We start from the raw sequence: 25,116 nt of genomic DNA on the forward strand, positions 1-25,116 counted from the left end.
AAGCACGACCCGGGTCTCACCCGCGACACACCCTCGTCCCCCTTGTGGGGAGGAGTGGGAGGTGCAGGAGGGACCGCCGAGCTCCATCCGGCACCACCCTGAACCCCTCCCCACGAGGGGGAGGGGGATTTCGGCTCGCCGCCCTCCTCCTCGCCCTCTGCCTCCTCACGCTCGCCCCCTTCGCCACCCGCGCCGACGACGCGGAGAAATCCGTCCTGGGCGGGCTGCTGTCCAAGGCCCTTTCCACCCCCGCCTCGCGGGTGTCCATCGGCGCGGTGGACGGCGCGCTCTCCGCGGACGCGACGATCCGCGACGTGCAGGTGAGCGACCGGGCCGGGGTCTGGCTGAAGCTCGACAAGGCGCGGATCTCGTGGCGCCGCCTCGCCCTGCTCTCGGGACGGCTGGAGGTCGACACCCTGGAGGTCGGCCGCCTCGAAGTCCTGCGCAAGCCGCTGCCCGGACCGACGCCGGAGGAAGCCAAGCCCGACGGCAAGTTGCTGCCGGATCTTCCCGTGAAGGTCGAGGTGAAGAGCTTCACCCTCGCGGAGCTGGTGCTGGGCGAGGACATCGCCGGCCAGCCGGCCCGGCTCTCGGCCAAGGGACGGGCGAAGCTCGGCGCGGCGAGCGAGGGGCTGGACCTGCGGGCCGAGGCCAAGCGCCTCGACGCGGCCGGGTTCTTCACCCTGACGCTGGCCTACATCCCGAAGGGCGACAAGCTCGACCTGAAGGCCAATCTCCTGGAGGAGGCCGGCGGCCTGCTCTCGAAGGCCGCCTCGATCCCCGGCACGCCGCCCATCGCCTTCGACCTCGACGGCACGGGCACGCTGGACGCCTGGAACGCCCGGCTCGACTTCACCGCCGGCCCGGAGATCGGCGCCAAGGGCGGCGCCAGGATCTCCCGCATCGGCGCCGAGCGGCGCCTCTCCCTCGACCTCGCCGCCCGGATCGAGGGCCTCGTGCCCGGCCCCGCCGCCTCGATCTTCGCGGGCACCACCAAGCTCGACGGCGGACTGTCCTTCGCCGACAGCGGCGCCTTCCGCATCGACCGGCTGGAACTCGCCTCGCGCACCGCCCGCCTTGCGGCCTCGGGCGGCATCACCGCCGACCGCGTCGCCGACCTCAGCCTCCAGGCCCGCGCCCTGCCCACCGAGGGCGAGGTGACGAAGGCGGGCGAGGCGGAGATTGCCAAGCTCGTCTTCGACGGCAGCCTGAAGGGGCCGCTCACAGCGCCCACCATCCGCGGCAGCCTCGACGCCGCCGGCCTGCGCAGCCGGGATTCCGGCCTCGACAAGGTGGTGGGCACCCTCAGCGTCGTGCCGGAGGGCGATGCGAAGGCCGGGCGCTTCGCCATCGCGGCGGACGGCGACGCAGAGGGCCTGCGCCTCGCCGACCCGGCGCTGCGCCGGGCCATCGGCGGAAGCGCGAAGCTGACGCTGCGCGCCACCTCCGGCCCCGACGGGGTCATCGACGTCACCCGCCTCACCGCCGCCTCCGAGACGGCGCGGGCCTCCTATGCCGGGCGGATCGGGCAGAACGTCCTTGCCGGCACCCTCGACGCGGCGCTGCCCGACCTCGCGGTGTTCTCCGGCCTCGCCGGGCGCGGGCTGGCCGGAAGCCTCGATGCCAAGGCGCGGCTGTCGGGCGATCCGGCGCGCAAGGCGCTCGCCGCCGACCTCACCGTCACCACGGCGGGCCTCGTCACCGGCCTCGGCCCGGCGGACCGCCTGCTCGGCCGCTCCCCCGGACTCACCGGCCGCGTCTCGCGCACCTATGATGGCTACGGCTTCGACCACCTGCACCTCGACGGGGCCGGCCTCTCCGCCTCGATCCAGGGCGAGGCGACGGCGCGGGCGGCCAATGTCGGCGCCCGCGTCGACCTCAAGAGCCTGGCCGACCTCGATTCCCGCTTCACCGGCCGGGCCGCCCTCGACGCCAAGCTCACCGGCTCCCTGGAGAAGCCCGACGTCGCCCTCGCCCTCACGGCGCCCTCGGCCACCGCCGACGGCAAGCCGATCCGCAACCTCGCCGTCGAGGCGGCCCTGACGGATGCCCTCGGAGCCGCCGACGGCACGCTGAAGCTCTCCGGCGACGTGGCCGGCAAGCCGCTCTCCGGCGGCGGCCATCTCGCCCGTACGACGACCCCGGCGGGGATCGACTGGGTGCTCGACCGCCTCGCCCTCGCCCTCGGCTCCGTGGCGGTGGATGGCCGGGCGACCGTGGCCGAGGCGACCCGCCTCGCGGAGGGCTCGCTCACCATCAAGGCCGGGGACCTCGACGATCTCTCGCCACTCTCCCCCGAACCCCTCGCCGGGCGCCTCGACGCCGCCGTCACCCTGTCCCGCGCCGCCGGGCGGCAGGACGCCGCGATCCGCGCCACGGGCTCGGGCCTGCGCTACGGCAGCACCGGGTTGGGACGGCTCGATGCGGATCTGCGCGGGGGCGACCTCCTCGCCCGCCCGGTCCTCGACGGTCATCTCGACGCGGACCGGGTCGCGACCGCGGGCCAGGTGATCGACAGCCTGCGGCTCGCCGCCACCGGCACACCGGCGGCGAGCGACGTGACGCTCGTGGCCCGCGCCCGGGGTTTCGCCCTCGACGGCGCCGCCCGCCTCATCCCCGGCACGGCGACGCGGATCGAGATCGCGCGGCTCTCGGCCGCCCGGGGCGGCGACCGCTTCGCCCTCACCGGCCCGGCGGCGATCACCCTCGCGGAGGGCGGCGCCGTGATCGAGAACCTGTCCGTCGCGGCGGGCGCGGGCCGCGTCGAGGTCGCGGGCCGGGCGGGCCGGGACCTCGACCTCACGGTGAGGATCCACGCCCTGCCGCTCGCGCTCGCCCGGATCGCCGCGCCGGACCTCGCCTTATCTGGCACCCTCGAGGGCGAGGCCGTGCTCCACGGGCCCGCCACCCGGCCGGAGGGGCGCTACAGCGTGCGCGCCTCCCGCGTGGTCGCGCCCCAGACCCGCAGCGCCGGACTCCCGCCCATCGACGCCGAGGCGAAGGGCACCCTCTCGGAGGGCCAAGCGCAGATCGACGGCAAGGTGAGTGCCGGGCGCGGCGTCGCCTTGACGCTGGCGGGATCGATCCCGATCGAGCCCGGCGGCCCCCTGGGCGTCCGGGCCAAGGGCACCCTAGACGCGGCGCTCGCCAACTCGCTCCTCAGCGTCGGCGGGCAGAGCGTGACGGGCCGGGTCGCCATCGACGGCGGCGCCACGGGGACGCTCGCCGCCCCCCGCGCCGAGGGCAGCGCCACGCTCGCCGGCGGCACCTTCACCGACCCGCTGAACGGCATCCGCCTGACGGGGATCGAGGGCCGCGTGACCGGGCGGGGCGACAGCCTCGTCGTGGAGCGCCTCACCGCCGCGACCCGCAACGGCGGGCGGATCGAGGTCGCGGGCCGGGTGGCCCTGGAACCGGCCGGCGGCTTCCCCGGGCAATTCCGCGTCACCGCGCAGCGGGCGGAACTCGTCTCCAGCCCCCTCATGACGGCGGTGGCGGGGCTCGACCTGTCGCTCAGCGGTCCGCTGGCCCGCACCCCGAAGATCACCGGCCGGGTCGATGTCGCCTCGATCGACGTGGCGGTGCCGGATCGCCTGCCTGCCACCGCCCGGCCTCTGCCGGGGGTGCGCCACGTCAACACGCCGCCGGAGCTGCGCGCCCGCCTCGCCCGGCGCGCGGCCACCAAGACCGCCGCCTCGACCCGGGGCCGGAAGGCGGCGGCCCCCTTCGACGCCACCCTCGACGTGGCGGTTGACGCCCCCGGCCGCATCTTCGTGCGCGGGCGGGGCATCGATGCCGAACTCGGCGGCTCCTTGCGGATCACCGGCTCGTCGCGGGACCCGCGGGCGGTGGGCGAGTTCGCCATGCGCCGGGGCCGGTTCGACCTCGTGGGCCAGCGCCTCGACTTCGACCGGGGCCGCCTGACCTTCGCGGGCAGCCTGACGACGCCCGACCTCGACTTCTCGGCCCAGACCAAGGCCGGGGACGTGACCGCGCGGGTGCTGGTGACGGGGGCGGCCGACACGCCGCAATTCGCCCTCACCTCCGATCCCGTCCTGCCGCAGGACGAGATCCTGTCGCGCCTCCTGTTCAAGAAGGCGGCGGGCGGCCTCTCGGCCTTCCAGGCGCTGCAACTGGCCCAGGCCGTGGCGCAGCTCTCGGGCGGCTCGGCGGGACCGGACGTGTTCGAGCAGGCGCGCAAGGGGCTCGGCCTCGACAGCCTCGACGTCTCGACCGGCGCCAGCGGCGGCCCGGCGCTCGGCGCCTCGCGCTACATCTCCGACCGGGTCAGCATCGGCGTGAAGGCCGGGGCCAAGCCCTCCGACACCGCCGTGGGCGTCGACGTGGACGTGACCCGGCGGATCAAGCTGAAGGGCGAGGCCGGAAGCGACGGCCGCACCAGCCTCGGCGTGGGTGCGGAATACGAATGGTGAGGGGATCCACGGCGCTCTCTCGCCCATGGGATCGACTTGGCGCGTCCTTGATCTAGTCTTGGTCTGCGCCCGGCACCACGGGCCGGGGGAGGCGGCCGGTCACGGCCGGTGAAAAGCTCAGGCGATGGACGACCTCTACGAGACCGACGACGATCCCCCGGTGCCCGAGGGGGGCTTCCTCCGAAGGCTGCCGATCATCAACCGGCGCGGCCTCCATGCCCGCGCCTCCGCGAAATTCGTGCAGACGGTGGAGCGCTACGACGCCACTGTAACGGTGACGCGGGCGGGCGAGACCGTGGGCGGACGCTCGATCATGGGCCTGCTGACGCTGGGCGCGGCCAAGGGCACGACCATCGCCGTCACGGCCGTCGGCGCCGACGCCAGCGAAGCCCTCGACGGGATCGAGGCGCTGCTGGCGAACAAGTTCGGCGAGGACGAGTAGGGCGGCGCGCTCGGAGGGTGGCCGGAAAGGTCACGACGGAGCGTCTCATACATCGTCATTGCGAGCGGCAGCGAAGCAATCCAGGGCAGCGGGACACTTCCAACAGTGGCGGATCCCTGGATTGCTTCGCTGACGCTCGCAATGACGACCTTTGGTCGAAAGACCGTCGCGACCGTCCGGCCGGACACTCAGGCGAAGGTGCCCTTCTCCGGCCACCCGCACAGGTCGGCCACCGGGCAGCGGGGGCAGGCGGGCTTGCGGGCCGTGCAGATGTCGCGCCCGTGGCGGAAGAGCCAGACATGGGCGCCGTCCTTGTAGGCATCGGGCACCACCTCGGCGAGGCCGTCGGCCACCGCATCCACGGTGCGGCCCGGCGCGAGGGGAATGCGGTTCGAGACCCGGAAGACGTGGGTGTCGACGGCGATCACCTTCTCCCCGAAGGCGAAATTCGCCGTCACCTCCGCCGACTTCCGGCCGATGCCGGGCAGGCGCCGGAGGTCCGCCGCCGTCCGCGGCACCTCGCCCCCGAAGGCACCGATGAGGGTCTCGCACAGCCGCATGATCGCCCGCGCCTTCGACGGGCCGAGGCCCACCGGACGGATGATGGTGAGAACCCGCTCCTCGCCGAGGGACAGGAGCGCCCTCGGCGTCGCGGCAACCGCGAACAGGTCGTCCGCGATCCGCGAGACGGTCGGTCCGGTGGACTGGGCGGACAGCAGAACCGTGACGAGCAGCCGGAACGGGTCGCCCCCGCGCAGGCCCGCCTTCGGATCGGGGTCGGCCTCGGACAGCCGCGCCATCACGGCGGCGACCCGCCCGGCCCCGTCCGAGGACGGTTCGGCGCGGCGGCGCCCCCCGGTTCGCGTACGCTTCAGCCCGTGGATCGCATCGTCGGCCATGGGGAGGCAGGTAGGGCGGCCCGGACCGGCGGGGATCCTCCGGCGACGGGGCGCGGACGCCGCAGGCGATCAGGCCACGGCGCCGACGACGCGGAGGGGCGACGGGCCGGGGGACGGCGCGGAATAGGGCGTTCCCGCCTCCGGGCGGATGCCGAGGAAGGCCTGCGCCGGGATCGGCGTGCGACGGGTCGCGGCCATGCGGAGCGGCGCGGCCTCGGGGCCCGCCCGCCACAGGGCTTCGAGGCGCAGGCGCAACCGCGCCCCGACCGCCTCCAGCCGCGCCCGGCCCGGCATGGCCGTCGCCTCACCTGGCGCCGCCTCGGCCAGCCCGCCCCGGATCACGGTGAAACCTCGCATCGTCGGCGGTCCCGTCCCTGCTCATCCCATCCCGGACCGGGACGTCGCGGCGCCCGCAAGGCGCCCGGCAACACACGCAAAGATGGAAATGCGCAGGAGGCCGACCGATCCACGGTAGCCTAATGCCGGGCCGGGCGATCCTGCTCCCGGGCTCCGCACTCCTCGTGGAAGACGGGAATCCCGGGGACAAGTGTTGCCGGGGGAGACGGTGAGGCGCCGGAGGCACGGCCCGCCGGCCGGCCCTAACCGCCGGGGATGGCGAGGGGGTTGTGCGCGAGGGCGGCGGCGTCCGGCGCGTCGATGCGGGGGCGGCCGAGGAAGGCGTCCCACAATCGCTGGACGAAGGAGGGATCGAGGTCCCGCAGGATCACCACGAGGCGGGAGGTATGGTCCGGGTCCGGCCATGCCGGCAGGACGACGGGGGCGTGCACGACGTGCTGCACCCCGTGCACCACCAGGGGGCGGCCGGGATCGTCGGCCAGCGCCACGAGGCCCTTCATCCGCAGGATCTTCGCCCCGTGGCCGGAGCGCAGGAGATCGAGGAACATCTCGAAGGCCGGGCGCGGCACGGGCGCTTCGCTGGTCAGGCACACCGCCCGGATCGACGCATCGTGGATGTTCACGTCCCGTCCCGGCCCGGACGTCTCCGCCATCGCACCGGCGCCGAGCCAGGAGCGGACGTCGTCACCCTTGCCGTCGAGCCCGAACAAGCCGCCGAGCACGGCCTCGACGGGCGCCGTGACGGGCAGGATCGGCGCGGCGGGGTTCAGGGCGGTCAGGCGAGCGCGGAGGAGATCGGTTCCGGCCGCGGCTTCGGTCTTGGTCAGCACCAAGCGGTCGGCCACCGCCACCTGCCGGACCGCCTCAGCGTGGGCGTCGAGGGTCGCCGCGCCATGCACGGCATCGACCACCGTCACCACCGCCTGCAGCCGGTACCGCAGCACGAGGTAGGGGTGGTAGATCAGGGCGTGGAGGATGGGCGCCGGGTCGGCGAGGCCGGTCGTCTCGATCACGACCCGCCGGAAGGGCGTGATCCGGCCATTGTCGCGCTTGCGCAGCAGGTCTTCCAGGGCGGCGATGAGGTCGCCCCGCACCGTGCAGCAGAGGCAGCCCGCGCCGAGGAGGACCATGTCCTCGTCCACCCGCTCGATCAGCAGGTGGTCGAGGCCGATCTCGCCGAACTCGTTGACGATCACCAGCGTGTCGGCCAGCGCCGGATCCGCGAGCCAGCGGTTCAGGAGGGTGGTCTTGCCCGCGCCGAGGAAGCCGGTGAGCACCGTGAGCGGAATCGGCTCCGGCCGGCGGGGATCGGGAGGCGTGGCGGACAGGGACATCGCGCTCGGGGGGACGGATCGGGCGGGACGACCGAGGTGGGGCTCGGCGCCTCGCGATGCAACGCGTCTTCCGCGAGCCCGCGCGGCGATGCAAGGGCGGAACAGGGGTCGCGGCGGGGCCCCATGCTCCGTCGCGCGGGGCCCGGCGCGCGCTACTCGTCGGCCTTGGCGGCCTTCTTCGCGGGCTTGGCCGCATGGGGCGTCGCCTTCGCGGCCTTGGTCTGCGTGTCGGCCTTGGCCCCGTGGGGAGCCGCCTTCGCGGCGGGCTTCGCCTTGGTCAGGCCCTTGCCCGGCTTGGCCTCCGGCATCGCCGCCGAGTCGGTGGAGGTGTAGGCGGTGGCCGCGCGGGGCAGGCCGCCGGACGCTGCCTTCGAGGCCGCCTTCGCGGAGCCCGCCGGCTTGGCGGCGACCTTCGCCGCATGGGCCTGGGCAGCCGCTTCCTTGGCCGCTTCCTTGGCCGCCTGACGCTTGGCGAGGGCCGCCTCGCGCCGGGCCTTGGCGGCTTCGAGCCGGGCGGTGCGGGCGTTGGCGGCGGCGGCCTGCGCCTCGGCCACCTGCTGGTCGAGGATCCGCTGGCCCTCGGCCGGATCGCGCCCGATCCACACGGCCACCGGCTGGAGCGGCGCCCGCGGCGGGAGGGATCGCGCCCGCATGGCGGGGCTGGAGAAGGCGGCGAGCGCCAGGGACGGGGAGTTCGCCGCCGAGCCCCCGAGGAGCTGCGCCGCCGTGGTGCCCGAGGCGGTCACCGCCCCCGGCCCCTCCTCGATCGGCGGGACCTTCTTGCCGCCGCAGACGTAGGGCCGCATGTCCGGCGGCGCGCTCAGCGACGAGGCGGGCAGCGCGTCGAGGGAGGGCCCCGCGCTCTGCTGGCCGAAGCCGTAATCGAACAGGTCGGCGGTCTTCACGTCGCGCTCGCGCGGGCTCGGCTGGCCCATGACGATCGCGACGATGCGGTGGGAGTTCCGGGTGGCGGTGGCGACCACGTTGAAGCCGCCGGAGCAGATGAAGCCGGTCTTCATGCCGTCCGCGCCGGGATAGCGCCCGAGCAGGCCGTTGTGGTTGGGGATCACGGCGCCGCCGAACTGGATCGCGGAGATCGAGAACAGGTCCTGCTGGTCCGGGAATTCGCGGATCAGGGCGCGGGCGAGGATCGCCATGTCGCGGGCCGAGGTCCATTGACGGGGGTCCGGCAGGCCGTTCGCGTTGAACCAGCGGCTGTCCTGCATCCCGATGCGGTGCGCGGCATCGTTCATGAGGCCCGCGAAGCCGTCCACCGAGCCGCCGAGGCTCTCGCCGATGGCGAAGGCGACGTCGTTGGCCGACTTCACCATGATGATCTTAAGGGCGTTGCCCAGGGTGAGCTGCGTGCCCGGCTTGAAGCCCATCTTCGAGGGCGGCTCGGCCGCCGCCGCGGGGGAGATGGTGATCAGCGTGTCCATCGAGGCCCGCCCCTGGCGGACGAGATCGAGGGCGACGTAGGTCGTCATCAGCTTGGTGATCGAGGCCGGATACCAAGGGTCGGTCGCCGCCTGGGAGTAGATTACCCGCCCGGAATCCACGTCGGCCACGAGGATCGGCACCGTGACGGCCGAGGCGGCTCCCGTGAGGGCCGCGAGGACGGCCGCGGCGCCGGAGGCCCGCCGGACCGCGCCCCACAGGGACGGGATGCGTGTGAGGACGTGGTTCTGCATCGGACCTGTCTCGTGGAGAGGCGGCCGGTGCCGCCCACACCGGAAGGAAACGCGCGTCGTGCATGCCTTCAACGCAGGCTCCATGGCGATACGATGGCGGCGTCCGCCCCTGTGCAAACCGGGGGGCGCTGCGGCGCGCGAAAGAGGGAGGGCGTGTCGCGGGGGCGACGCGGTGGGGTTGCGTCCGCCCGGTGGCGTGGCGCAACAGGGATCTGGTGCCGCCGCCCGATCCGTCAAACGGAATCGGGTCCGGCGGCGGGGACGGCGAGGAAAGCGAAAACCGAAGGTGGCTTACGCGGTAAAGGAACTCTTTCACACCCTCCAGGGGGAGGGGGCGCAGGCGGGCCGCGCGGCGGTGTTCTGCCGCTTCAGCGGCTGCAATCTCTGGTCCGGCCGCGAGGAGGACAGGGCCGCCGCCGCCTGCCGCTTCTGCGACACCGATTTCGTCGGGATGGACGGGGAGGGCGGAGGCCGCTTCGCCGACGCGGCCTCGCTCGCCGACGCGATCGCCGCGACCTGGGACGGCGGCGCACACAACCGGTACGTCGTGTTCACCGGGGGCGAACCGCTGCTTCAGCTCGATCCGGCGCTGATCGCCGCGGTCCACGGGCGCGGCTTCGAGATCGCCATCGAGACCAACGGCACCCTGCCCGCCCCGCCGGGGATCGACTGGATCTGCGTCAGCCCCAAGGGGACGGCACCGCTGGCCCAGACGAGCGGCGACGAGCTGAAGCTGGTGTTCCCTCAGGTCGATGCCCGGCCCGAAGCCTTCGCGGACCTGCCGTTCCGGCACCGGTTCCTCCAGCCCATGGACGGGCCGGAGGCCGCCGCCCACACCCAGGCCGCCATCGCCTATTGCCGGGCCGATGCCCGCTGGCGCCTGTCGCTCCAGACCCACAAGATGATCGGCATCCCTTGATCGCCGGATCCGGCGGCCCGACTTGACGCGCCGCCGGGGGCTCGGCATCGGAAGCCCCGACGGGCGCCGGCCCCGGAACCGTACCGCCAAGGTCCTGTCCGGGCTTGAGATTTTTAGCGAGGTTGGTCGTGGACATCATCGAGACCGAGATCCCGGCGGTGAAGCGAATCGTCCCGAAGCGCTTCGGGGACGCCCGCGGCTGGTTCTCCGAGACCTTCCGCGCCGACGCGCTCGAGCGGGCCGGCATCGCCACCGTCTTCGTCCAGGACAACCAGTCCTTCTCCGCGCCGCAGGGCACCATCCGCGGCCTGCACTTCCAGATCCCGCCCCAGCCCCAGGCCAAGCTGATCCGCGTGCTCCAGGGCGCCATCCTCGACGTCGCCGTCGACATCCGCCCCGAGTCGCCCACCTACCGGCGGCACGTCGCCGTGCGGCTCGACGCCGAGGGCGGCGAGCAGCTACTCATCCCCCACGGCTTCGCCCACGGCTTCTGCACCCTCACCCCGGACGTGATGGTCGCCTACAAGGTCGACAGCTACTACAGCCCGGCCCACGACCGCGGCATCCGCTGGAACGATCCCGACCTCGCCATCGCGTGGCCCGTCACGGAGGCGCAGGCCGTCCTGTCCGACAAGGACCGGAACGCGCCCTGCCTCAAGGATGCCGGGTCGCTGTTCTGAGGGGCCGACCGAAGAGGCGCACTCTCGCGCGCCGCCCTCCACCGGTCAGATCGGATCGGTGGCCCCCGGGACTTCGCGCGGGCTGAATCTTGTCGTACCCAGCGAACCTCGCCGCCGTTTCGCCACGGCCTGCGGCCAGGACCACGGCCCATTCTGCTCCGAGGGAGAGTTCATGCGGATCCTCGTCACCGGCGGCTGCGGCTTCATCGGCTCCGCCCTCGTCCTGCACCTCGTGCAGGAGCTCGGCCACGAGGTCGCGACCCTCGACGCACTGACCTATGCCGCCAATCCGGTTTCCCTCGCCCCGCTGGAGGCCACCGGGCGCCACCGCCTGATCGAGGCCGACATCTGCGACCGCGAGGCCGTGCGCGCGGCCTTCCGCGAGTTCCGCCCCGAAGCGGTGATGCATCTCGCCGCCGAGAGCCACGTCGATCGCTCGATCACCGATCCGGGCGCCTTCGTGCGCACCAACGTCATCGGCACGCAGGTCATGCTCGATGCGGCCCGCGAGCGCTACGAGGGCCTGACCGGGGCCGAGCGCGAGGCGTTCCGCTTCCTCCACGTCTCCACCGACGAGGTCTACGGCTCGCTGCCGCCGGACGGCTTCTTCACCGAGGACAGCCGCTACGACCCGCGCTCGCCCTACTCGGCGTCGAAGGCCGCCTCCGACCATCTCGCGCGGGCGTGGCACGAGACCTACGGCCTGCCGGTGCTGGTGACGAACTGCTCGAACAACTACGGGCCGCGCCACTTCCCGGAAAAGCTCATCCCGCTGATGATCCTGAACGCGCTGGAGGGCAAGAACCTGCCCGTCTACGGCGACGGCCTGAACGAGCGCGATTGGATCCACGTCGAGGACCACGCCAAGGGCCTCGTCGCCGTGCTGGAGCGGGGACGGCTGGGCGAGACCTACCTGCTCGGCGGCCGCGCGGTGCGCAACAACCTCGCCGTCGTGAAGGGCCTGTGCGCCGCCTTCGACCGGCTGCGCCCCGGCGCGGGGCCGCACGAGCGGCTGATCACCTTCGTCGCCGACCGTCCGGGCCACGACCGCCGCTACGCCATCGACTGCACCAAGGCGGAGCGCGAACTCGGCTGGGCGCCGCAGAAGACCTTCGAAGCGGCCCTGGAGGAGACCGTGGCGTGGTACCTCGCCAACGAGGCGTGGTGGCGGCCGATCCGCGAGGGACGGTACAAGGGCGACCGGCTCGGCCTGAAGGCCGAGGCGGGCGACCGGCAAGGTCTCGGCCATTGAGCGACATCCTCGTCCTCGGCGGCGCCGGCCAGGTCGGCACCGAGCTGCGGGCCCATCCCTGGCCGGAGGGCGTGCGCGTGCACGCCCCCACGCGGGCCGAACTCGACATCACCGATGCCGCCGCCGTCGAGGCGGCGTTGAACGAGCGTGCCTTCGCGGCGGTGATCAACACCGCCGCCTACACCGCCGTCGACAAGGCCGAGGTCGAGGTCGAGGCCGCGTGGCGCCTCAACGCGCTCGCCCCCGCGATCCTCGCCGGGGCGACGAAAGCGCGGGACATTCCCCTCGTCCACGTCTCCACCGACTACGTCTTCGCCGGCACCAAGGCGGAGGGGGCCTACGAGCCCGGCGAGCCGGTGGATCCGCAGAACGTCTACGGCGCGAGCAAGGCGGCGGGGGAGATGGCCATGCGCGCCAACCCGCGCCACGTCATCCTGCGCACCGCCTGGGTGGTGAGCCCCCACCGGGGCAACTTCGTGAAGACGATGCTGCGGCTGGCCGGCGAGCGCGACAGGCTCACCGTGGTCGACGACCAGCACGGCTGCCCCACGAGCGCGGCCGACCTCGCCGGGGCGCTCGCCGCCGTCACCCTGCGGCTGGCCTCGGACCGCGACGCGCCGACCGGCACATTCCACTACGTCAACGACGGCGCCACCACATGGTGCGGCTTCGCCCGGGCCATCGTCGAGGGCGCGGCCCGCCGGGGCGGACGCCCCGTGCCGGTCGAGGGCATCCCGACCTCCGCCTACCCGACGCCCGCCCGGCGCCCCTCGAATTCCCGGCTCTCCACGGACAGCTTAGCGCAAGCCTACGGCCTCATCCCCCGGCCCTGGCAGGCGGCGCTGGACGAGATCCTCGACCGCCTGGTCGGGCCGTCCCGAGCCTGACCGCAGACACAGAAGGAGCAATCCGATGAAGGGCATCATCCTCGCCGGGGGCTCCGGCACGCGGCTCCACCCGGCCACGCTGTCGATCAACAAGCAGCTGCTGCCGGTCTATGACAAGCCGATGATCTACTACCCGGTCTCGGTGCTGATGCTCGCCGGCATCCGCGAGATCCTGATCATCTCGAGCCCTGAGCATCTCGACAACTACAAGCGCCTGTTCGGCACCGGCGAGCAGTTCGGCCTGTCCTTCTCCTACGCGGTGCAGCCCCGGCCGGAGGGCCTCGCCCAGGCCTTCGTGATCGGGCGCGACTTCGTCGGCGACGATCCCGTGGCGCTGATCCTCGGCGACAACCTGTTCTTCGGCGCCGGCATGGCCGACCTGCTGAAGCGGGCGGTGGCGAGGCCGGAGGGCGCGACGGTCTTCGCCTATCACGTCGAGAACCCGCAGGCCTACGGCGTGGTCAGCCTCGACGCGGCGGGCAAGGCCACCAAGATCGTCGAGAAGCCGCCCGAGCCGGAATCGACCTGGGCGGTCACCGGCCTGTATTTCTACGACAACGCGGTGCTCGACATCGCCGCCGCCGTGACGCCCTCGCCCCGGGGCGAACTCGAGATCACCAGCGTCAACGAGGCGTATCTCGAACGCGGTCAGCTCTACGTGGAGAAGATGAGCCGGGGCTACGCGTGGCTCGACACGGGCACGCACGACAGCCTGCTCGAAGCCTCCGAGTTCGTGCGCACGATCCAGCACCGCCAGGGACTGCAGGTGGCCTGCCTGGAGGAGATCGCCTACCTCCAGGGCTTCATCGACAGGAGCCAACTGATCGCCCGCGGCGAGCTCTTCGCCAAGACCGCCTACGGGCGGAACCTGCTCCGCCTCGCGGAGGAGCCGCGCTCCCGGGACGCCGCGCCCTGAGACGACGTCCTCGCGGGTGAAGCGGGGCACAAAGGCGCTATTTCGGCCCGCAGCCGATGCAGATGCCCTTCGTGATCTTGTCGTCCTGCTTCTGCTCGGGCGTGCGGACGCGACGGTTCTCGTCGGCCGTGGCAAGCCCTGCATCTCCTCCGGCGGGCGGCATGGTCCGGCCGACGGCGCTGGTGTTCGGAGCGGTGACGGTGGTCGTCGGGCCGCCCCCCGTCCCCGTCGCGGGTTGGGCCAGGGCGGACACCGGGGCCAGGATGCCCAAGACGAGGATCGCGCGGATCGGAACGGGGCGGGGGGCTGTCATGGCAGGTCTCCTTCGCTTCGGTAACGCGAAATGTGACCGGTGGTTCGCCCGCCGCCGCGCGCCGCCGATGCCGAAACCTTCACCTATGTTATTGGTCGCGCGTAAAAAATTTCCTCCCGCCGGCCGTCGCCATGCCGGGGCGGGCCTTCCCTCCGTCCATCGTGGCGGGTTTTCAGCGGGGATGCCTCGCCTTATCAGAGGCACGACTCGCCCCGCCCCGCCGCGCAAACTCCGGAGCCGCCGCCCCCATGCGGGAGCCCAACGCGATCGATTTCTGGCGCGGCTTCGCCCTGATCACGATCTTCATCAACCACATTCCCGGTAACACGTTCGAGCGTTACACCTTCTCGCAGTACGGCATCTCCGATGCGGCCGAACTGTTCGTGTTCCTGGCCGGCTGGTCGATCGGCATCGCCACCCGGCAGCGGGACGGGACGCCGGAGCCGCGCTGGCGCAGCGTGGTGCGGATGCTGGCCCGGACCGTGGAGGTCTACCGGGCGCAGATCAGCGTGATGCTTCTCGCGCTGGCGATCATCGCGGGCGCGGCCCTCATCCTCGACAACCCGCTGATCCTCGAATGGCACAACGCGGGCAACTTCTTCGCGGACCCGATCCAGTCGGTCTGCGGCATGGCCCTGCTCACCTACCAGCTCGGCTACTTCAACATCCTGCCGCTCTACGTGGTGCTGATCGGGATCGCGCCGGTGATCGTGCTGATCGGGCGGACGAGCAGGCTCGCCGCCCTCGCCCTGTCCGTGGGCCTGTACCTCGCGAGCCTCGTGGAGGAGTGGAACTTGCCCTCCTGGCCGGGCGAGGGGACGTGGTTCTTCGATCCGTTCTGCTGGCAGCTGCTGCTCACCCTCGGCTTCGTGACGCAGGACTGGAGCCGCACCTCCCCGGCCTTCCGGCTCTGGACGCGGCGGCTGGTGCCGCTGGGACTCGTCATCGTCCTCGTCGGCATCACCCTGTCGGTGCTGGAGATCCGGCCCGATCCACTCATGGTGCCCGAGCCGCGCCTGCTCTTCACCCTCGAGAAGACCTTCCTCACGCCGGGGCGGCTGCTACATTTCCTGGGCGTACTGTTGGCGTTTGCGCCGGTTTACGCATTGATCGCGCCGCGAATCGGAATGATCGTTGGTTTTCTGTCGAGTCTCGGCCGGAATTCCCTGGCCGTCTTCTCGATGGGTTCGCTGCTGAGCCTCATCGGCCAGCTCGTCCGCTTCCAGACCGGGGGCGGGGCGCTGATCGACATGGCGGTCGCCGGCAGCGGGCTCGTCGCGTTGGGAATCACCGCATGGTTCGTCGAATGGCGGTCCCGCAAAACCCCGCGCCCGCGCGCCTGATGCCGGGGCTCCGCCGCGCCGGGGCGGGCGCTCTCCTGCTCCTCCTCGCCGGGTCGCCGGCCGGGGCGCAGGACGCCGTCGGGCCGTCCCTCGAATGCCGGGTGCCCGGCTCGCAGCTCTACACCGTCGCGACCCTCCCGGCCTCGAAGGTCGCGCTGACCGAGAAGCACGCCCTGCGCATCCTCGCCGTCGGCGGCAGCGCGGCGCCGGGGGCCTCGGCCTCCTACCCGGTGAGGCTCGAATCCGCCCTCGAACACGCCCTGCCGCAGGTCGATGTGGTGATGGAGCATCGCGGCCTGCCGGGCGAGATCGCCTCGGGCGCGGCGGAGCGCCTGCGCACCCTGGTGGCCGAGGCCGATCCCGATCTGGTGGTGTGGCAGGTCGGCACCCACGATGCCATCGCGCGGGTCGATCCGGGCGCCTTCAAGGACGCCCTCGACGACGCGGTGGCGTGGCTGAAATCCCACGGGATCGACGTGGTGCTGGTCGATCCGCTCTACACGGCGAGCGTCGCGGGCGACGCCGACTACAACCGCATCGTCGATTCCGTGAAGGAGGTGGCGGCCAAGCAGGGCATCCCCCTGGTCCGCCGCTTCGAGGCCCTGCGCTACCTCGCGTCCCGGAACGAGAAGGGCGAGAGCCACATCCTCGGGCGACAGTTCCGCCTCAACGATCTCGGCCTGCGCTGCATGGCCGAACATGTGGCCCTGACGGTCGCGGCCTCGATCGGCCAGACCCCCCCGCCGGCCCCGAAGGCCACGCCGACCGCCAAGCCCGCTCCGTCGGACTCACCCGGCTAGACCCGTTTCGGTGATGTCCGAATCGCCCGCGTTGCGCCGTCCCTGCGGGCGAGCGCGGTGATGTGCGTTGCCCCGGAACGGCTCCGGCAGGCGTCACGGGACGGCCGCCGGCGGTGCGCGTGGAGGTCCGGAGCCGCCCTCGTCAGGCGGCCGTCCTGGCCCGCGCCCGGAGCGGCGGCGCGCGGCGGGCGTCCGCGCCGTCGCGGCCCGCGGCCTCGGCCACCTGTTCCAGGCGCCGCGGCGTCGGAGCGGGCAGGCGCAGCATCACGATGGTCCCGACATTCTCCTCGGACCGGATGCGCAGCGAGCCGCCGTGCAGCTCCGCCGTCGAGCGGGCGATGGCGAGGCCGAGCCCCGAACCCTTGTGGCGGCTGGTGATCTGCGTCTCGACCTTGGTGAAGGGCTGGGCGAGGCGGGGCAGGGCGGCCCGCGGGATGCCGATGCCGCTGTCGGCCACGAAGACGTGGACGTGGTCGCCCGCCCGGCGGACCCGAACGGAGACGCGCCCGCCCGTCCCCGTGAACTTGACCGCGTTCTCCAGGATTCCGAGGAGGATGCGGTGGGTGCCGCGGACGTCGGCGAGGAAGTCGATTCCCGGACTCGCCTCGACGGCGATCCGCACGTCCTTGCGCGTGGCCTCCGCCGAGACGGCGGCGACGGCATCGGCCAGCGCCTCCCAGGCGGGGAGGGGACGGGGCCGCAGGCGGACCCGCCGCGCCTCGAGGCGCGCCATGTCGAGGATGTCGTCGATCATCGTCAGGAGGTGGCCGCCGCTCTCGCGGATGTCGCGGGCGTATTCCGCGTAGCGCGGGGTGCCCATCGGCCCGAGCACCTCGTTCTCCATCACGTCGGCGAAGCCGATGATGGCGTTGAGCGGCGTGCGCAGCTCGTGACTCATGTTGGCCAGGAATTCGGATTTCGACCGGTTGGCCGATTCGGCCACCGCCTTCTGGTCGAGGTAGCGCTCGGCGAGGTCCGCGAGCTGCTGGGTCTGGACCTCGAGGGTCCGGCGGGAGCGCTTGAGGTCGGTGACCGTCTCGATCAACTCGCGCTCGGAGGCGACGAGTTGCTCCTGCTGGCGCTTGAGGCTCGTGATGTCGGTGCCCACCGAGACGTAGCCGCCGTCCCGGGTGCGCCGCTCGCTGATCTGGAGCCATCGGCCGTCGGCGAGTTCGGCCTCGAAGGTCCGGGCGGTGGCCGCGCCGATCTCCGGCGTCTCCCGGCGGATCTGGGGCAGGGCGCCCCGGCTCATCACGTCGACGTAGCGGCGGCCGGGCGTGGCGTCCTCGGCGCTGAGCGCGTGGAGGTGCCGGAACTTCGAATTGCACAGGACCATGCGGTTGCCCTGGTCCCACAGCACGAAAGCCTCCGAGATCGCCTCGACCGCATCGCGCAGGCGCATGTCGGCGGCGGCGTTGGTCTCCTCGAGGGCCCGCTGCTGGGTGATGTCGACGGCGATGCCCACGAGGTGACGGCCACCGCCGAACCCGTCCGACACCACCTCCGCCCGGGCACGCAACCAGACATAGCCGCCGTCGGCGCCCCGCACGCGGAAGGCGTGGTCCACATGGGTCTGGTTGGCGGCCACGGCGCGGGCGAGGCTGTAGAGGTCGCCGTCGTCGGGGTGGACGAGGGCGTTCACCGTGCCGAAGGCGAGGTAGGCCTGCTCCCGGCGGTAGCCGAGGAGGGCATACATCGAATCGGACCAGTAGATTCGGCCCCGGGCGATGTCCCAGTCCCAGAGGCCGCAATCGCTGCGCCGGAGCGCCGTCTCCAGCCGCAGGCGGATCTGCTCGCAGGCCCTGTCGGCCAGGGTCGCCTGCCGGGTCTGCAGGCCGTAGGCGACGCCGACGCCGAGGATCGTGAGAATCGCGGCGCCGACGAGGACGATCTGGTCCCGCGCCCGCGTCCCCCAGCCCGCCAGCAGCGGTTCGATGGGCTGGAGCACCGCCACCTGCCCGCCGCCCGGCAGGGAATGCATGGCGGCGATCACCCATTCGCCGCCGGGGAGGGCGAGGGTCACCGCGCCCGCGCGCTCGCCGAGGGCCGAGAGCGGCTCGCTCGGGCCGAGGACGTCCGCGAGGCCCGTCATGGCGGCGGGAAGCGGAGGGTGGGCCGCCGCGATCCGCGCCGCCGGGGTCACGAGGAGGATACGCCGGCCCGCGTGGCGGTGGTCCTCGGGCAGGAGGGCCGGGAGATCGAGCCGGGCCTGCGCCGAGGCACCGAGGGCGTGGGCGGCAAGACGGGTGAAGCTCTCGACCTCCGCCTCGGCCCCGCTCAGGATCTCGGCCCGCTGGCCGCGGATATGCAGGGCGGCGAGACCGACGAGGCAGGCCAGGAAGACGGACAGGACGCCCGGCACGACGAAGCGCAGCCAGCGCTCGGCCCGCTGCACGCGGGGATCCCGGCTGCGGACCGGCCACGCCGCCGACAGTGCCGTATCCGCGCGCGCGGAGAGGGAAGCGGAAACCGCCTCCGGCATGACCGAACCTCATCCCTCGGAATCGATCCGGTCCGGGCGGCGACCGCCCTGCGAATCTCGGTGGATAGAACCACCTCGGCGCGGGCCTTGTCCACCGTTTTTTAACCATACGACCTTGACCGAAACCGACTTCTCGAGTCCCGCGGGAATCGGTTTCGGTCAATTCAATCAGTCATTTAGCCGTCTTGCAGCGTGCGCCCGAGGATGTCGGCCACGTCCCGGGACAAACCTGGAACGCCCTTGATCCCATTCAGCATTTCCGATGCTGCCGCACGGCGTGTCTTTTCGTATCGGCGCCAGGAACCGAAAGCCGTCAGGAGCCGGGCGGCGACCTGCGGATTGGCCGGATCGAGGGCGCGCACGAACCGGCCCACCAGGGCGAACCCGGCGCCGTCGGCGCGGGCGAACTGGGTCGGGTTCGCCATGGCGAAGCTTGCGACCAGCGCCCGCACCCGATTCGGGTTGGTCATCGAGAAGGCCGGGTGGCGGGTCAGGCGCTCGATCCGGTCGAGGGTTTCGGGCTCGGGGATCGTGGCCTGGATCGCGAACCACTTGTCGAGCACCAGGGGCTCGGCGGCGAATCGCTCGCCGAAGGCCGCCAGAGCCTCCTCGCGCGCCTCGCCGGGGATCTGGGCGAGGGTGGCCAGGGCCGCGAGGCGGTCGGTCATGTTGGTGGCGCACGAGAGCCGGCGGGTCGCCAGGGCGGCGCCGGCCTCGGGATCGCCGGCGGCGATCAGATCGAGGGCCGCGTTGCGCAGCGACCGTCGTCCGGCCGACGCCGCATCCGGGCTGTAGGCGCCCTCCGTGGCCGGGGCGAGGGCGGCGTCGATGCCCTCGAGCCGGGCCCGCAACACCCGGCCGAGGCGCGCCCGCAGGCTGCGCCGGGCGGCGTGGATCGCGTCGGGATCGACGTCGCGCGCCAGCGCGTCGGCCGCCTCTCCCTCGGTCGGCAGGGCCAGCACCAGGGCGGCGAAGGCCGGATCGGCCAGCGCCTCGCCGTCGAGGAAGGTGCCGAGCGCCTGCGCGAAGGCATCGGCGCGGACGGGATCGAAAGCGAGGATCAGGCTCAGGGCCACGTCCTGGGCCGCCTGCCAGCGGTTGAAGGGATCGCTGTCGCGGGCCAGCAGCCGCAGGCGGTGGTCGTCGGACAGGGCGAGGTCGAGGCGGACCGGCGCGGAGAAATCCCGCAGGAGCGAGGGCACGGGCTCCTCCGCCACACCCTCGAAGACCAGTTCCGCCCCCGGCCGGTCGAGCACGAAGACGCCGCCGTCGAGGGCGGGGCAGGTCACGCCCGTCAGCGGCCCCCCGGCTCCCACGAGGCCCAGCGCCACGGGGATGACCAGCGGCGGCCCCTCAACCGGCAGGGTCTGGGCGAGCTTCAGGGTGTAGCGCCGCGCGGCGGGATCGTAGCGGCCCTCGGCCGTGAGCCGGGGCGTTCCCGGTCGCTCGTACCAGCGGGCGAAAGCGGAGAGGTCGCGTCCCGTCACCGCCGCGAAGGCGGCGAGGAAGTCCTCCACCGTGGCGGCACGGCCGTCATTCTCCGCGAAGTAGCGGTCCATCCCGGCGCGGAACGCCTCAGCCCCGATCAGGGTCTTCAGCATCCGCACGATCTCGGCGCCCTTGTCGTAGACGGTCGCCGTGTAGAAGTTGTTGATCTCGGCATAGGCGGTGGGCCGCACCGGGTGCTTCAGCGGTCCGGCATCCTCCGGGAACTGCCGGGCGCGGAGGCTGCGCACCTCACCGATCCGGTGCACAGGGCGCGAGCGCATGTCCGAGGAGAATTCCTGGTCGCGGAAGACGGTCAGGCCCTCCTTCAGGCAGAGCTGGAACCAGTCCCGGCAGGTGACGCGGTTGCCCGACCAGTTGTGGAAGTACTCGTGGGCGATGATCGCCTCGATGGCGGCGTAGTCCGCGTCGGTCGCCGTCTCGGGGGCGGCGAGCACATATTTGTCGTTGAAGATGTTGAGGCCCTTGTTCTCCATCGCGCCCATGTTGAAGGCGGCGACGGCGACGACGTTGAACACGTCGAGGTCGTAAGGGCGGCCGAAGGCGCGCTCGTCCCATTCCATGGAGCGCACCACCGCGTCGAGGGCATAGCCCGCGCGGTCCTCCTTGCCCGGCTCCACGTAGACGGCGCAGGTCACGTCCCGCCCCTCCATGGTGCGGAAGCTCGTCTCGACCTTGCCGAGCCGCCCGCCGACGACGGCGAAGAGATAGGCGGGCTTCGGGTGCGGGTCGTGCCAGACCGCGTAGTGCCTGTCGGTGCCCACCGGCCCCGACTCCACCGGGTTGCCGTTGCCGAGCAGCACCGGCGCCTCGTCGCGCCGGGCCTCGATCCGCGTGGTGTAGACCGCCATCACGTCCGGCCGGTCGAGGAAGTAGGTGATGCGGCGGAAGCCGTCCGCCTCGCACTGGGTGCAGTAGACGCCGTCCGTCCGGTAGAGCCCCATCAGCTTGGTGTTGGCGGTGGGATCGACCTGCGTCACGAGGCGCAGGGTGAAGGGCCGCCGGGGCGGCCGGTGCAGGGTCAGCCCGCCGGGCCCGGCCGCGAAGTCCTCCGCCGGCAGGGCCGCCCCGTCGAGGTCGATGGCCACGAGGATGAGGTCGTCGCCGTCGAGGTGGAGCGGCGCGGCGGGGTCGCCGTCGGGATTCGGCCGCAGGGCCAGATCCGCCGTGATCCGCGTAGCGTGGGGGTCGAGGCGGATGTCGAGGTCGACGCGGTCGATCAGGAAGGCGCTGGGGCGGTAGTCCTCCAGGCGGATCAGCGGCGGCGTCTCGGTGCGCATGCGGGGTCTCTCCGGGAACGAGGCCCTTGTTCTGGTCCCTCCGGCCGCCGGGCGCAACGCGCGGATCGCTCCCTCGCCCAACCCTGTGGACCGGCGCCGCGCCGCGGGGACCAACAGGCCCCATCCGGCGTTGCCGGGCACAAGGGTCGAGATGGATCGGGTATGGCACGGACACAGGTGCAGCGCGCGACGGATGCGGGGCAGGTGGAGGACGCGCCCCTCGTCCCGACGGGGGCCCTGGCCGTCGCCCTCCTGGGGCTCGTGGACAAGGCCGATCCGCTGATCCACGTCGCCCGCGACGGGCGCCGTCTGGAGGAGATCGCGGCCACGCTGCGGGCGCTCCAACCGGACCTCGCCGTGGCGATCTTCCCCGAATGGGATTGCCTGCCCTTCGACCACGCCTCGCCGTCGCGGGCGACGATGGGTGCCCGCACCGCCCTCCTGCGCTGGCTCACCGATACGGCGGCGCGGCCGAGCATCGTCCTCACCACCGCCCCCGCCCTGGTCCAGCGGGTGCCGCCGCCGGAAACCTGGGCGGACGCGCGGGTGACCTTCGCGGTGGGCGACACGATCGACGTCGCCGCCATCACCGCCGCCCTGCAGCGCCTGGGCTACGTCCTCGACGAGCGCGTGGACGAGCCGGGCGAGGTCGCCGTCCGGGGCCGGACCCTCGAAGTGTTCCCCGCCGCCGCCCCGCTCCCCTGCCGGGTGGAGCACGAGAAGGGCCGCGTCACCGCGATCCGCTCCTACGACCCGATCTCGCAGCGCTCCGTCGCCGACAGCGGGCATCTCCTCGTCGATCCGGCCACCGAGATCATCCTCGCGCCCGGCTCGCAGGACCGCCTCGCCCCCTTCACCGGCCAGGAGCACGGGCTCGCCCGGTACTATCCGGGCCTCGTCACGCTCCTCGACTACGCGAAGGGCGCCCGCCTCGTCATCGAGGACGGCTCCGAGAGCCGCCTCGCCGCCTTCTTCGAGCAGGTGGAGGAGGGCCGCGAGGCCGCCGCGGGCGGGCGCCGCCGCGCCTCCGGCCGCACGGCGGAGGGCCTCTACCTGACACCCGCGGAGTGGAAGAGGCTCGCCAAGTCCCGCACCCTCGCGGGTGCCACGGAGGGGGCGGCCGAGGGCGTCGGCGGCCCGGTCTTCGTCGGGGAACGGCGTGCCAAGGCGGCCCTGGCGAAATTCCTGAAGGCCCGCCTGAAGGATGGCGACCGGATCGTCCTCACGGGGCCGAAGGCGGCCCTGCGCCGCCTCGTCCGCCCCGCCTCCGAGGCGGTGGAGCGCACCATCGGCCTGATCGACGCCTGGGACGAGGTGGCATCGGCCAAGCCGGGCACGGTGATGGCGCTTGTGGCGCCGCTCGCGGCGGGGTTCCGCACGGACGGCGTCACCGTCGTCGCGGCGGCGGACCTCCTCGGCCCCACCGCCGCCCCGGTGGGGCATTCCGGCCCGGCCCTGCCGCTGGGCGAGGTCGAGTTGCGCCCCGGCGACGTGGCGGTGGACCGGGACCGGGGCCTGTGCCTCTTCGAGGGCCTGGAGAGCCTGCCGGCCCGGGAGGCCGAGGGGCCGACCGAAGCCCTGCGCCTGCGCTTCGCCGACGACGCCGTGCTGATGGTGCCGGTCGAGCAGGCGGAACGGATCTGGCGCTACGGGTCGGAGCCGGAGGCCGTCACCCTCGACAAGCTCGACGGCGGCACCTGGGCCCGCCGCCGCCTCGAAGCCGAGGCCACCCTCGCCCGGACCGCCCGCACCCTGCTGGCGACGGCGAAGGCCCGGCGGGAGGCCGGGGCGGCCAAGATCGTGCCGCCGGCCCGCGAGATCGAGCGGTTCGCCGCCGGCTTCGGCTTCCCGCCGACACCGGATCAGGCCCAGGCCGTCGAGGCGATCATGGCCGACCTCGCCTCGGGCGAGCCCATGGACCGGCTGGTCTGCGGCGATGTCGGCTTCGGCAAGACCGAGGTGGCGCTGCGGGCGCTGGCGGCGGCGGTGTTCGCCGGGCGGCAGGCGGTGCTGATCGCCCCCACCACGGTGCTGGCACGCCAGCACGCCACGACCCTCCAGCGCCGGTTCGCGCGGTTCGGGATCGAGGTCGGCCACCTGTCCCGCCTCGTCTCGCCGCAGGAGGCCAAGCGGGTGAAGAAGGGCTTGGCCGACGGCACGCTCCGCCTCGCCGTCGGCACCCATGCGCTCGCCTGCAAGGGTGTGGCCTACGCCGACCTCGGCCTCACCGTGATCGACGAGGAGCAGCGCTTCGGCGCCAAGATGAAGGCGGACCTGCGCCGCCTCGCCGATGGCGGCCACGTCCTCACGCTGACGGCGACGCCGATCCCGCGGACGCTGCAATCCGCCCTCGTCGGCCTCCAGAGCCTCAGCGTGCTCGCGACGCCCCCGGCGCTCCGCCAGCCGGTGCGCACCGTCGTCACCGACGTCGAGGACGAGACGATCCGGGAGGCGCTGATCCGCGAGCAGCGGCGCGGCGGCCAGAGCTTCGTCGTCTGCCCGCGGATCGAGGACATCGAACCGCTCAGGGCGCGCCTGAAGCGCCTCGTGCCGAAGCTCGATGTCGTCGTCGCCCACGGCGGCCTCAAGGCCGCCGCGATGGACGAGGCGATGGTCGGCTTCGCCGATGGGGCGGGGGACGTGCTGCTCGCCACGGCGATCATCGAGAGCGGCCTCGACGTGCCCCGCGCCAACACGATGCTGATCTGGGACGCGGCCCGGTTCGGCCTTGCCCAGCTCCATCAGCTACGGGGCCGCGTCGGGCGCGGTCAGCGGCGCGGCGCGGTCTACCTCCTGTCGGAGCCCGACGCGCCGCCGAGCGCGGCCGCGATGCAGCGCCTGCGCGCCCTGGAGGCCATGGACCGCCTCGGCGCGGGCTTCGCGATCAGCGCCCGCGACCTCGACCTGCGCGGCGCCGGCGACCTTGTGGGCGAGGATCAGGCGGGCCATGCCAAGCTCGTCGGGCTCGGCCTCTACCGGCATCTCCTGGAACTCGCGATCCTCCAGGCCAAGGGCGAGCCGGCCGAGGACTGGACCCCGGAGATCGCGCTGGGCCTCGGGGCGACGATTCCCGATTCGTACATCCCCGAGCCCGAGATCCGTCTCAGCCTCTACACCCGCGTGCTGCGCCTGCGGGACGCGGAGGCGATCGAGGCTTTGGCGGCGGAAGTCGAGGACCGGTTCGGCGCCCCGCCGCCCTCCGTCGTCGCCCTCTTCGCCCTCGGGCGCCTCCGGGCCGCGTGCCGACGGCTGGGCGTCGCGCGGCTGAGCGGAGGACCGCAGGGGATCGCCGCCGACTTCCGCCCCGGCCGGAGGCCCGGTCCGGTGGCGACGGCCGACGACCTGATCCTCAAGGAGAACCGCATTGTGCTCCGCCGGGCGACGCAGGACGCCGCCGCCCGGGCGGACATGGCCGCCGACCTGCTGGAGCGGATCGGCGCGGGGCGGTGACGGCAGTAGCCGTTGCGGGCGGAAGCGACGCAATGCAGGGCGCGACCTCAAGAAGCGTCCGGCCGCCACGGGTCGCTTCACCGCGTTCGCGATGTCGTCGAGGGTTCCGAACGCTCGCTCCGTCCTTGCGAG

At 72.9% G+C, this 25,116-nt stretch carries 17 protein-coding genes; 10 read left to right on the forward strand and 7 right to left on the reverse strand.

Features of this window, described 5'->3' with window-relative positions:
- The first annotated feature begins 44 nt into the window (after positions 1-44).
- Entirely contained in the window at positions 45-4,433 is a 4,389-nt protein-coding gene (locus MFF06_RS15280) for a translocation/assembly module TamB domain-containing protein (protein WP_238205429.1), read from the forward strand.
- Between the two features lie 124 nt (positions 4,434-4,557).
- A complete protein-coding gene (locus MFF06_RS15285) occupies positions 4,558-4,875 on the forward strand; it encodes an HPr family phosphocarrier protein (protein ID WP_238205431.1) in 318 nt (105 codons plus the stop codon).
- Positions 4,876-5,063: 188 nt separating this feature from the next.
- Here MFF06_RS15285 and MFF06_RS15290 read toward each other — a convergent pair whose 3' ends face one another.
- The 4 genes from MFF06_RS15290 to MFF06_RS15305 all read right to left on the reverse strand — a co-directional run bounded on the left by MFF06_RS15290 (position 5,064) and on the right by MFF06_RS15305 (position 9,156).
- The gene (locus MFF06_RS15290) at positions 5,064-5,774 is read right to left on the reverse strand and encodes an endonuclease III domain-containing protein (protein WP_306421666.1); all 711 of its coding nucleotides are present in this window, start codon (positions 5,772-5,774) and stop codon (positions 5,064-5,066) included.
- A gap of 69 nt (positions 5,775-5,843) precedes the next feature.
- On the reverse strand, positions 5,844-6,131 hold the full coding sequence (locus MFF06_RS15295; protein WP_238205433.1) for a hypothetical protein: 288 nt from the start codon (positions 6,129-6,131) through the stop codon (positions 5,844-5,846).
- A gap of 242 nt (positions 6,132-6,373) precedes the next feature.
- Positions 6,374-7,465 carry a CobW family GTP-binding protein gene (locus tag MFF06_RS15300; RefSeq protein WP_238205435.1) on the reverse strand — a complete coding sequence of 364 codons (1,092 nt, stop codon included), beginning with the start codon at positions 7,463-7,465 and terminating at the stop codon, positions 6,374-6,376.
- A 152-nt stretch (positions 7,466-7,617) separates the two neighbouring features.
- Entirely contained in the window at positions 7,618-9,156 is a 1,539-nt protein-coding gene (locus tag MFF06_RS15305; RefSeq protein ID WP_238205437.1) for a D-alanyl-D-alanine carboxypeptidase family protein, read from the reverse strand.
- Between the two features lie 286 nt (positions 9,157-9,442).
- Here MFF06_RS15305 and queE point away from each other — a divergent pair, with 286 nt between their 5' ends.
- The 5 genes from queE (at position 9,443) to rfbA (ending at position 13,810) form a co-directional block, all read left to right on the forward strand.
- Positions 9,443-10,075: a 7-carboxy-7-deazaguanine synthase gene (gene queE, locus MFF06_RS15310; protein ID WP_238205439.1), complete on the forward strand. Its 633-nt coding sequence runs from the start codon at positions 9,443-9,445 to the stop codon at positions 10,073-10,075.
- A gap of 128 nt (positions 10,076-10,203) precedes the next feature.
- Positions 10,204-10,755, forward strand: coding sequence for a dTDP-4-dehydrorhamnose 3,5-epimerase (gene rfbC / locus MFF06_RS15315; RefSeq protein WP_238205442.1), 552 nt, complete (start codon positions 10,204-10,206; stop codon positions 10,753-10,755).
- A gap of 172 nt (positions 10,756-10,927) precedes the next feature.
- Complete coding sequence (rfbB, locus tag MFF06_RS15320; RefSeq protein ID WP_238205444.1) at positions 10,928-12,007, forward strand: dTDP-glucose 4,6-dehydratase; 1,080 nt, start codon at positions 10,928-10,930, stop codon at positions 12,005-12,007.
- Positions 12,004-12,894, forward strand: a complete 891-nt coding sequence (gene rfbD / locus MFF06_RS15325) for a dTDP-4-dehydrorhamnose reductase (protein ID WP_238205448.1) — start codon at positions 12,004-12,006, stop codon at positions 12,892-12,894. Before rfbB ends, rfbD begins: the two co-directional genes overlap by 4 nt.
- A 25-nt stretch (positions 12,895-12,919) precedes the next feature.
- Positions 12,920-13,810 carry a glucose-1-phosphate thymidylyltransferase RfbA gene (rfbA, locus tag MFF06_RS15330; protein ID WP_238205451.1) on the forward strand — a complete coding sequence of 297 codons (891 nt, stop codon included), beginning with the start codon at positions 12,920-12,922 and terminating at the stop codon, positions 13,808-13,810.
- 37 nt (positions 13,811-13,847) lie between these two features.
- Here rfbA and MFF06_RS15335 read toward each other — a convergent pair whose 3' ends face one another.
- Positions 13,848-14,123 carry a hypothetical protein gene (locus MFF06_RS15335; protein ID WP_238205460.1) on the reverse strand — a complete coding sequence of 92 codons (276 nt, stop codon included), beginning with the start codon at positions 14,121-14,123 and terminating at the stop codon, positions 13,848-13,850.
- Between the two features lie 248 nt (positions 14,124-14,371).
- On the opposite strand from MFF06_RS15335, the gene MFF06_RS15340 reads away from it, so the two are divergent.
- Together MFF06_RS15340 and MFF06_RS15345 are read left to right on the forward strand one after the other, a co-directional pair.
- Positions 14,372-15,466 (forward strand): OpgC family protein, encoded by a 1,095-nt coding sequence (locus MFF06_RS15340; RefSeq protein ID WP_238205462.1) that lies wholly within the window; start codon positions 14,372-14,374, stop codon positions 15,464-15,466.
- Complete coding sequence (locus tag MFF06_RS15345; RefSeq protein ID WP_238205464.1) at positions 15,430-16,266, forward strand: SGNH/GDSL hydrolase family protein; 837 nt, start codon at positions 15,430-15,432, stop codon at positions 16,264-16,266. The genes MFF06_RS15340 and MFF06_RS15345 overlap by 37 nt, the downstream gene beginning before the upstream one ends.
- 142 nt (positions 16,267-16,408) lie before the next feature.
- Here the strand turns inward: MFF06_RS15345 and MFF06_RS15350 are convergent, their stop codons facing one another.
- Positions 16,409-18,748 carry a PAS domain-containing sensor histidine kinase gene (locus MFF06_RS15350; RefSeq protein ID WP_238205466.1) on the reverse strand — a complete coding sequence of 780 codons (2,340 nt, stop codon included), beginning with the start codon at positions 18,746-18,748 and terminating at the stop codon, positions 16,409-16,411.
- Between the two features lie 176 nt (positions 18,749-18,924).
- Positions 18,925-21,534 carry an aminopeptidase N gene (pepN, locus tag MFF06_RS15355; protein ID WP_238205468.1) on the reverse strand — a complete coding sequence of 870 codons (2,610 nt, stop codon included), beginning with the start codon at positions 21,532-21,534 and terminating at the stop codon, positions 18,925-18,927.
- A 162-nt stretch (positions 21,535-21,696) separates the two neighbouring features.
- Between pepN and MFF06_RS15360 the strand changes: the two genes are divergently transcribed.
- Positions 21,697-24,984: a DEAD/DEAH box helicase gene (locus MFF06_RS15360; protein WP_238205470.1), complete on the forward strand. Its 3,288-nt coding sequence runs from the start codon at positions 21,697-21,699 to the stop codon at positions 24,982-24,984.
- Positions 24,985-25,116: the final 132 nt, after the last annotated feature.

It is taken from the genome of Methylobacterium aerolatum, from assembly GCF_022179085.1.
Lineage (GTDB): Bacteria > Pseudomonadota > Alphaproteobacteria > Rhizobiales > Beijerinckiaceae > Methylobacterium > Methylobacterium aerolatum.